Source organism: Nitrososphaera sp. (assembly GCF_013388945.1).
Taxonomy (GTDB): domain Archaea; phylum Thermoproteota; class Nitrososphaeria; order Nitrososphaerales; family Nitrososphaeraceae; genus Nitrososphaera.
Map to the genome: position 1 here is coordinate 69,936 of NZ_JACAEH010000012.1, position 7,691 is coordinate 77,626.

At 54.6% G+C, this 7,691-nt stretch carries 8 protein-coding genes; 4 read left to right on the plus strand and 4 right to left on the minus strand.

Translation table 11 applies throughout. The annotated features are described in order from the left end of the window. Positions 1–35 precede the first annotated feature (35 nt). From HXY31_RS07025 to HXY31_RS07040, 4 genes are all read right to left on the minus strand, one after another. Positions 36–2,789 carry an HAD-IC family P-type ATPase gene (locus HXY31_RS07025; RefSeq protein ID WP_292641308.1) on the minus strand — a complete coding sequence of 918 codons (2,754 nt, stop codon included), beginning with the start codon at positions 2,787–2,789 and terminating at the stop codon, positions 36–38. Positions 2,790–2,796: 7 nt separating this feature from the next. Then, the gene (locus HXY31_RS07030) at positions 2,797–3,012 is read right to left on the minus strand and encodes a universal stress protein (protein WP_292641311.1); all 216 of its coding nucleotides are present in this window, start codon (positions 3,010–3,012) and stop codon (positions 2,797–2,799) included. A gap of 104 nt (positions 3,013–3,116) precedes the next feature. Continuing rightward, complete coding sequence (locus HXY31_RS07035) at positions 3,117–3,353, minus strand: hypothetical protein (RefSeq protein ID WP_292641312.1); 237 nt, start codon at positions 3,351–3,353, stop codon at positions 3,117–3,119. Positions 3,354–3,363: 10 nt separating this feature from the next. Continuing rightward, a complete protein-coding gene (locus HXY31_RS07040; protein ID WP_292641315.1) occupies positions 3,364–3,630 on the minus strand; it encodes a hypothetical protein in 267 nt (88 codons plus the stop codon). Positions 3,631–4,154: 524 nt separating this feature from the next. On the opposite strand from HXY31_RS07040, the gene HXY31_RS07045 reads away from it, so the two are divergent. The 4 genes from HXY31_RS07045 to pncB form a co-directional block, all read left to right on the plus strand. After that, on the plus strand, positions 4,155–4,328 hold the full coding sequence (locus HXY31_RS07045; protein ID WP_292641318.1) for a hypothetical protein: 174 nt from the start codon (positions 4,155–4,157) through the stop codon (positions 4,326–4,328). 214 nt (positions 4,329–4,542) lie between these two features. Continuing rightward, the gene (locus HXY31_RS07050) at positions 4,543–5,445 is read left to right on the plus strand and encodes a carbamate kinase (protein ID WP_292641320.1); all 903 of its coding nucleotides are present in this window, start codon (positions 4,543–4,545) and stop codon (positions 5,443–5,445) included. A gap of 34 nt (positions 5,446–5,479) precedes the next feature. Further along, positions 5,480–6,796 (plus strand): GTP-binding protein, encoded by a 1,317-nt coding sequence (locus tag HXY31_RS07055; RefSeq protein ID WP_292641322.1) that lies wholly within the window; start codon positions 5,480–5,482, stop codon positions 6,794–6,796. A 58-nt stretch (positions 6,797–6,854) separates the two neighbouring features. Continuing rightward, positions 6,855–7,691 (plus strand): nicotinate phosphoribosyltransferase (pncB, locus tag HXY31_RS07060; RefSeq protein ID WP_292641325.1); only part of this gene is annotated, 837 nt, incomplete at its 3' end.

Sequence of the window (7,691 nt, forward strand, 5' to 3'; positions counted from 1 at the left end):
TTCTAGAATAGATTCCGGTGTACGCAGGCATTTTATTAGGCCGATTCCCCAGGTTCTGCAGTCCTCTCAGTCCTGCGGCGTGTAATCTTCCTCAACATCCATTTCTCTATTTCCACTATGATGCAGGTCAGGAAAGCAACGCCGAGTATCTTGATCCACGATTCTAGAGATATCGGAGAGCTCTTGAAAAGGACATTCATTGTAGGTATGTACGTGTACGCCATCTGGAGCGCTATCATCAACGCAATGCCTATGACCACCCACTTGTTTGAAAACACCCCTATCTTGAACATCGAACTGGACAGGGACCGGGAATTGAGCAGGTAAAAGAGCTCTATCATAATGATGGCATTCACGGCAACGGTCCTTGCTTCGTCAAGGCTTGCCCCATTACTCTGCTCCCAGACAAAAAGTCCGAATACGCCTACAAGTATCATCCCGCTGACGAGAATGATGCGCTCCACCATTACGCGCCCCAATATCGGGGCGTCGGGCTTGCGGGGCTTTCGTCGCATGATGTCGGCTTCCTTTGGCTCAAAGATAAGCATCATTCCAAGCGCCAGAGCAGTAGTCATATTTATCCACAGAATCTGGACAGGCAGCATCGGAAGCGTAAGCCCCGCAAATATAGCAGTGATTATGATGAGGGTCTCGCCAAAGTTGGTTGGAAGGGTCCACGTGATAAACTTGGTGAGGTTGTCGAATATCCCGCGCCCTTCCTCGACTGCAGATTCAATGGAAGCGAAATTGTCGTCTGTCAGCACCATATCAGCCGCTTCCTTGGCCACCTCGGTCCCCCTGATGCCCATAGCTATGCCTATATCCGCCTGCTTTAGCGCGGGCGCATCGTTTACGCCGTCTCCAGTCACTGCGACAACATGGCCTTTTGCCTGCAGATACTTTACTAGCTGCAGTTTTTGTTCCGGCGATACTCTTGCAAAGACGTTGGCCCTCTCGACCACGTCGGCCAGCTCGGATTCAGAATATTCCTGGAGCTCGTAGCCCGTGACTGCGACTATGGCGTCCCTATCTCCATCTTTCAAATGGTTATTCAGCCCTATTTGTTGGGCTATTATGGTGGCGGTGTGTACGTTGTCTCCGGTGATCATTTTCACTTTGATGCCGGCTCTCTGACATGTCTGCACAGCCGTCACGGCGTCCTTCCGGGGAGGGTCCAGCATTGCCTGAAGTCCCAGAAAGACAAATCCTGAATCAACATCATCAGCTGCGAGTGCCTTCTTGGCAGATGACACATCCTTTCTGGCAAACGCAAGAACTCTGAGTCCTTTGCGGCCCATCTCCCTGGCCTTGCCCAGTATCTCCTCTACGTCATCGGTAGTCATGCGAGTCTCGGTCAGCCCGGCCTGCCCGCCTATCGCCAGAAAGGTACACATCTGGCTCACCTTTTCAACGGCACCCTTGACGTACACGACGTTCTTGTTCCCGGCTTCGTGAAGAGTGGCCATGTACTGCAAGTGCGATTCAAAGGGTATGGTGTCTATGCGCGGAAAGTGCGTGCCCACATCACCCTCCGAGAGCCCGGCCTTTCTGGCAGAGACTATGAGCGCCACTTCAGTCGGGTCACCGGAGGACTCCCACCGGTCATCTTCCAGTATCAGATGCGAATCATTGCACAGGAGTCCTGCAGCAAGGCACTCGCCCAAGGACTTGTCATTCTGAAGATCTTTTCCATCTTCCCGGGTTACCGTGCCTTCCGGCTGGTATCCCGTGCCTGAGACTTTGTAGGCTGTCCTGCCGGCGTATATCTCTGCCACAGTCATCTGGTTTTCAGTCAGGGTGCCGGTCTTGTCAGAACAGATTACTGTAGTACTGCCAAGCGTCTCTACCGCAGGGAGCTTGCGTATGATGGCGTGGCGCTTTGCCATTCGGCTTACACCTATCGCAAGGGTGATGGTGATGGCTGCAGGAAGCCCTTCAGGTATAGCAGCCACTGCCAGTGCAACCGCATACAGGAACGTCTCTTCAAGTGCACTGTCATTTCTGGCGACACCTACCACAAACGCCGCAGCCGAAAGGGCGATTATGAAATACAGAAGAACCTTGCTGAACTTGGCGATTTTTCGTGTAAACGGAGTGGCAATTTCCTGCACAGCCGATATGCTCTCAGATATCTGCCCGGTCTGCGTGCGGTCCCCGGTTGCTACCACCACGCCGGTCCCCTGACCCGAGGCTACAAGGGTGCCGGAATACGCCATGTTTTTCCTGTCCGCAAGGACGGTTGACAGTTTCAGCACGTCCGTCTTTTTTTCCACTGCAACAGATTCGCCTGTGAGCGCAGACTCGTCAATTTGCAGCTCCCGGCTCCTGAACAGTCTAAGGTCTGCAGGGACCTTGTCGCCGGACCGCACCATGACGATGTCGCCCGGCACCAGCTCCGTTGACGAAATGCGTTTCTTGACTCCGGAGCGAACAACCGTCGCCTCCGTCGTCACCATCCTTACAAGGGCCTCAAGTGCCTTTCCCGCTCGCGTTTCTTGGACAAAGCCCACGGCCGCGTTTACCACGACGACGCCGAAAATCACGCCCGAGTCAACCCATTCTTCAAGAAAGGCAGTTACGATGCCTGCCAGCACGAGTATGTACATCAGCGGCTCGCGAAATTGGAGTGCAAACCTGAGCAGAGGATGCTTGCGCCTTCTCGCGGTAATCGTGTTCAGGCCGAACTTTTCCTGGCGCAGCCTAACTTCTTCTTCGCTCAGACCCGTATGGATGTCAGTTTCCAGAGAGGCCTCCGTCTCCTCTACCGACACTGCATGCCAGTCTTTCAACGCAGACCTACCTTACGACCAGCACGGGGCACGCGGCATATTTTATAACCCCTGATGCAACGCTTCCAAGTAACAGCCTCTTTATTCCTGTCCTGCCCCTTGAACCTGTTACATTCAGGTGCAGTCTAGCCTTTTCTTTGCCTGCAATCTCGATAGCGCAATCGGCCGCGTTTAGAGACGGCTCTGACCCATCTACCGGCACCAAGAGTTTCGATATCCGCATACATAACATGCACACTGCCCTTCTGATAAGTAACGGGCTTGCACTGCGCTGCATTGCACCCTATCCAGCTTGACAACGCGTCTATCTATATTATGTAAATGATTCTAGGCGCTTTCAAATACCAGCTCGACGTTCCCGTTGTCCCAGAGCTCTATTTTGTAAAACTCGTTGTCGGATATCGGCAGCGAATCGACGATCTCGTTTCTGCACTGCAGGCACACCGGGAAAATATAGTCTGCCTTCAGGCACGACGCGCACCAGAAACACGACGGGCAGATTATGAAATTGGCTTTGCATTTCCTGTAGTTATAAAGCTCCAGTGGCAAGTACTGCCCCGGCATTCACCTCGCCTCAGGTCATCAGGTCCAGAGCCATTTTGAGCTCCGATATCTCTTTTTCAACAGTCGACTTCTCTGATGCGTCCTTGGTGTACTTTAAAAGTCGCTCGCACGCGCTTATCTGGGCTTCCAAGACATCCTTCTTGTCAAGACACAGGCTGTGTGGTTCGGCTGAAAATGCGTAAGTGACCTGCTTCCTGTCTGTGCAGCCGCAGGTTTTTGCCGTCACCAGACCCGACGGGGAATAAACGATGTTCATCAGTTCTGCCACAAGTCGCATGATACTTAACCAGTCAGTTTGCAATGTCTTGCAGTGTCGGGCTTCATTATTGGTTTTTCAGAAATGCGGCTCGTGCCAGAAGCATCAGGTGCATCGCAAGAATTCAGCGGCGATGCGGCTTGTCGAGTGGTGCCTGTCGGCAACTCTGTCTTGCACCATCGCAGTAGGCCCACACTGGTGCTGCACGGACGTGGCGAGTCGTACCGAGACGTCCCGTCTTGCCTGCGAGCACGCGCCAGCGTTTACCGATTCTTTGACAAACCAAGCCCATACTTGGTCTGCAACGTTGCTCGGCAAATCACCGCCTTTGCTGACTTGCGACGCTTTCCTGCGTCACCAACTGTAATGCCTGCTTGATATTTAATGAGGGCGTCCGCAGTGCATTGCAGGGTACACCGTCACCTTTTAGCGTCCAGCCCCAGACGTGCATCAAAGCAGCTTGACACGGGACAGAAACAATCGGCCCCTTCTCCAACCCAAAGGGACCGGCCTTCCCATGTCAGTTGCTTGAGAGAGTGCGAATAATGAAAACAAAAACATCCGAATGCCTGATGTGCCACCGCAAAATAGAACCTGAGCGCCTGTCATTTGAACAGCGCCTGATAGACGACATGGACTTTTGCAGAGAATGCTGGGACGGCATAATGAGCGCGCAGGAAGAAGAGGTGCTGCTGCCGGTTCTATCTGTTGCGGCATGACTGGCATGCAAAAGGCCACGCGTAAAGGCAGTGGAGTGCTTTTCGCGCTGTGCCGGTCCTGTTACTGGACGGCAGCGATGCGAGAAAGGGCAAAAGCAAGTTTCCCGTCATGCCCTGTCTGTTCTGAAAGTGTGACGTTCATCCCGCTAGCGCAGGACGTGTTGCGGGTGAAGAGCCAATCTGTTAATTAATCTTTGGCCCCGTAACGTACAGGTTGCCAGACAGGATAGCAGTCATTGCTCTTGGCGGAAACGCCATAACGACCGCGTCGCGGACTTTTTCATCGCAGTATGAAGCAGTGCGTGCTGCCGCAAGAGGGATTGCAAACCTTGCGAAAAAGTACCGCCTTGTAGTGACCCACGGAAACGGGCCGCAGGTCGGCGACGCGCTGCTGAGAAACGAACGCGCGGCGCACCTTGTTCCGCCACTCCCGCTCCACGCGTGCGTCGCAGAGACGCAGGGGATGCTGGGGGCCATGATCCAGGCTGCACTTTCGGAGCGCCTTGGCAGGGACGCAAAAATTGCAAGCCTAGTCACGAAGGTAGAGGTTTCCACAAAAGACCCTGCGCTTGGCAACCCGTCAAAGCCGGTCGGGCCGACGTATGCAAAGCGCGATCTTGAAGCACTTGGCACGTTTCCCTTCCGAGAAGTATCGCCGGGAAAGTACAGGCGGGTTGTGCCTTCACCAGACCCCGTTTCGGTGCTTGAGGCAGGCGCCGTGAAAAAGCTCGTTGACAGCGACTTTATAGTAATTGCGTGCGGCGGAGGAGGCGTGCCGGTTACAGGCGACATGTCGTTTGTCGACGCGGTCATAGACAAGGACCTTGCAAGCGAGCGGCTTGCGACAGCCATAGGGGCGTCGCTGTTTGTCAGCCTGACAGACGTGGAGGGCGTCTACATGGATTTTTGGGGAAGAAGAAGACTCCTGAAAAAGGCAAGCGCAGACGAAATGAAAAAGCTCTTGGCAGCAGGGGAATTTGAGGAAGGGAGCATGGAACCAAAAGTGAGGGCAGCAGTAAGGTTTGCAGAAAACACCGGCGGCAAGGCAGTCATAGCAAGCCTGCGCAAAACGGCACAGGCAGCAAGCCTCCAGTCCGGCACGGTAATCTACAGATGAAAAGTCAAAAATAGCAAACCCCTGTATGACCGGTATGGCGCGCAGGGCTATTATCATTGGTGCAGCAGGCAGGGACTTTCATAACTTTAACGTGTATTTCCGGAACAATCCTGTCTACCAGGTCGTCGCATTCACGGCCGCGCAGATACCATACATTGAAAACAGGACTTACCCTGCAGAGCTTGCGGGCCGGCAGTATCCAGATGGCATCCCTATTTACGGCGAGGAAAAACTGGAAGAGCTCATAGCGCGCTACTCGGCAGACGAGGTCTTTTTCTCGTACAGCGACGTGTCGTACGAGAACCTGATGCACCTGGCTTCGAGAGCTATTGCAGCCGGCGCGTCGTTCTCGCTCCTTGGGCCAAAGGACACCCAGCTAGAGTCAAAAAAGCCGGTGATAGCGGTGCTTGCAACCAGGACCGGCGCCGGCAAGAGCACCATAGCGAGGATGGCAGTCGACAGTGCAAGGAAGGCAGACCTTCGGCCAGTAATAGTCAGGCACCCGATGCCCTACGGCGACCTGCGTGTCGCCGTCCAGCACTTTAAAGACTACAGCGACTTCAAAAAATACGACATAACAGTGGAAGAAGAGGAAGAGTATGCAGACCACATCGCCAGAGGTGTGGACGTGTTTGCCGGCGTCGATTATGGCAGGATTTTGGAGCAGGCAGAAAAGCTTGCCGACGTGATAATATGGGACGGTGGCAACAACGACTTTTCATTCTACAGGGCTGACTGCACGATAGTGGTGGCAGATCCGCTGAGGCAGGGGCACGAGTCGCTCTACCACCCAGGCGAGGTAAACGTGAGGCTCGCAGACGCGGTGGTGATAAACAAGGTCAACGTCGCAGCGGCCGAGGCCGTTGAAAGGACCGCCGAGTCGTGCAGAAAACTCAACCCAAAGGCCGGGATATTCAGAGTCGCCTCCGAGGTGTCAGTCGACCTGCCCGAGCTTGTCAGGGGCAAAAGGGTGCTTGTTGTAGAGGACGGCCCGTCGGTAACGCACGGCGAGCTCAGGGAAGGCGCCGGCGTGTCAGCCGCAAAGATGCTCGGCTGCAGGCTTGCAGACCCAAGGCCTGGAGCCGTCGGGTCGATAAAAAAAGCGTACGAAAAGTATCCCTGGGCCGGCCACGTGATGCCCGCTCTTGGGTACAGCGCGCAGCAGATGAAGGAACTTGAGGAGAGCATAAACGCGGCCGACTGCGACGCGGTGCTTTTGGGAACGCCGGCAGACCTTCGAAAGAGGATCAGGATAAACAGGCCGGCGGCGAAGGTGACGTTTGAAGGGCGCGATGCAGGCGAGCCGAGGCTTACAGGATACCTGGACGGCATCTTTGCGAGTCTGAGATGAAAGTCCCGCCGGCGCAAGGCCTATCTGTTAATAATCACCCCAAGACCGTAAGAATGCGATGGAACCTGAAGAGCTGAGCCTTTCTGCAGGCGATCTGGGCCTGGCAACGGACCTGTACGAGCTCACCATGGCGGCCGCGTACCTCAAGTCCGGCCAGTCAGACCGCAGGGCGGTGTTTGAAGCGTTTGTAAGAAAGCTTCCGCGCAACAGGTCGTACATGGTAGTCGCAGGCCTTGAGCAGACCCTGCACTACATCTTGAATCTAAAGTTCACCGACAAAAATATCGCATACTTGAAGTCGCTTGCAACGTTTCGAAATGCGGGAGAAGAATTTTTCGATTACCTGAGGGATTTCAGGTTTACCGGCGACGTTTGGGCCGCAGGCGAGGGGACCGTGCTTTTCCCAAATGAGCCCTTTATCAGGGTCGAAGCCCCGATAATAGAAGCGCAGGTACTGGAGACGTACATCCTGTCGATGATGAACTTCCAGAGCCTCATAGCCACCAAGGCCTCAAGGATAGTCAACGCTGCAGGCGGGAAGGACGTCGTGGAGTTTGGATTCAGGCGCGCGCACGGGCCGCAGGCCGCGCTCCTCGCCGCGCGTGCAAGCTATATTGGCGGCTGTGCCGGCACCTCCAACACGCTGGCCGCGTACAAGCTTGGAATCCCGGCGTTCGGCACGATGGCGCACTCGTTTGTAATGAACTTTGAAAGTGAAATGGAGTCGTTCAGGGAATTTGCTAGGGTATTTCCAGAAGGCTTTCTGCTGGTCGACACCTACGATACGATAGCAGCAGTTGAAAGCATAGTCAGGTCAGGCATGCAGGCAAGCGGAATAAGGCTTGACAGCGGAGACCTTTACGCCCTGAGCACAGAGTCGCGCAAGATTTTGGAC

Coding starts and splice junctions, on each gene's coding strand:
- HXY31_RS07030 (WP_292641311.1), bottom strand. CDS start 3,012: ATGCGGATATCGAAACTCTTGGTGCCGGTAGATGGGTCAGAGCCGTCT.
- HXY31_RS07035 (WP_292641312.1), bottom strand. CDS start 3,353: ATGCCGGGGCAGTACTTGCCACTGGAGCTTTATAACTACAGGAAATGC.
- HXY31_RS07040 (WP_292641315.1), bottom strand. CDS start 3,630: ATGCGACTTGTGGCAGAACTGATGAACATCGTTTATTCCCCGTCGGGT.
- HXY31_RS07045 (WP_292641318.1), top strand. CDS start 4,155: ATGAAAACAAAAACATCCGAATGCCTGATGTGCCACCGCAAAATAGAA.
- HXY31_RS07055 (WP_292641322.1), top strand. CDS start 5,480: ATGGCGCGCAGGGCTATTATCATTGGTGCAGCAGGCAGGGACTTTCAT.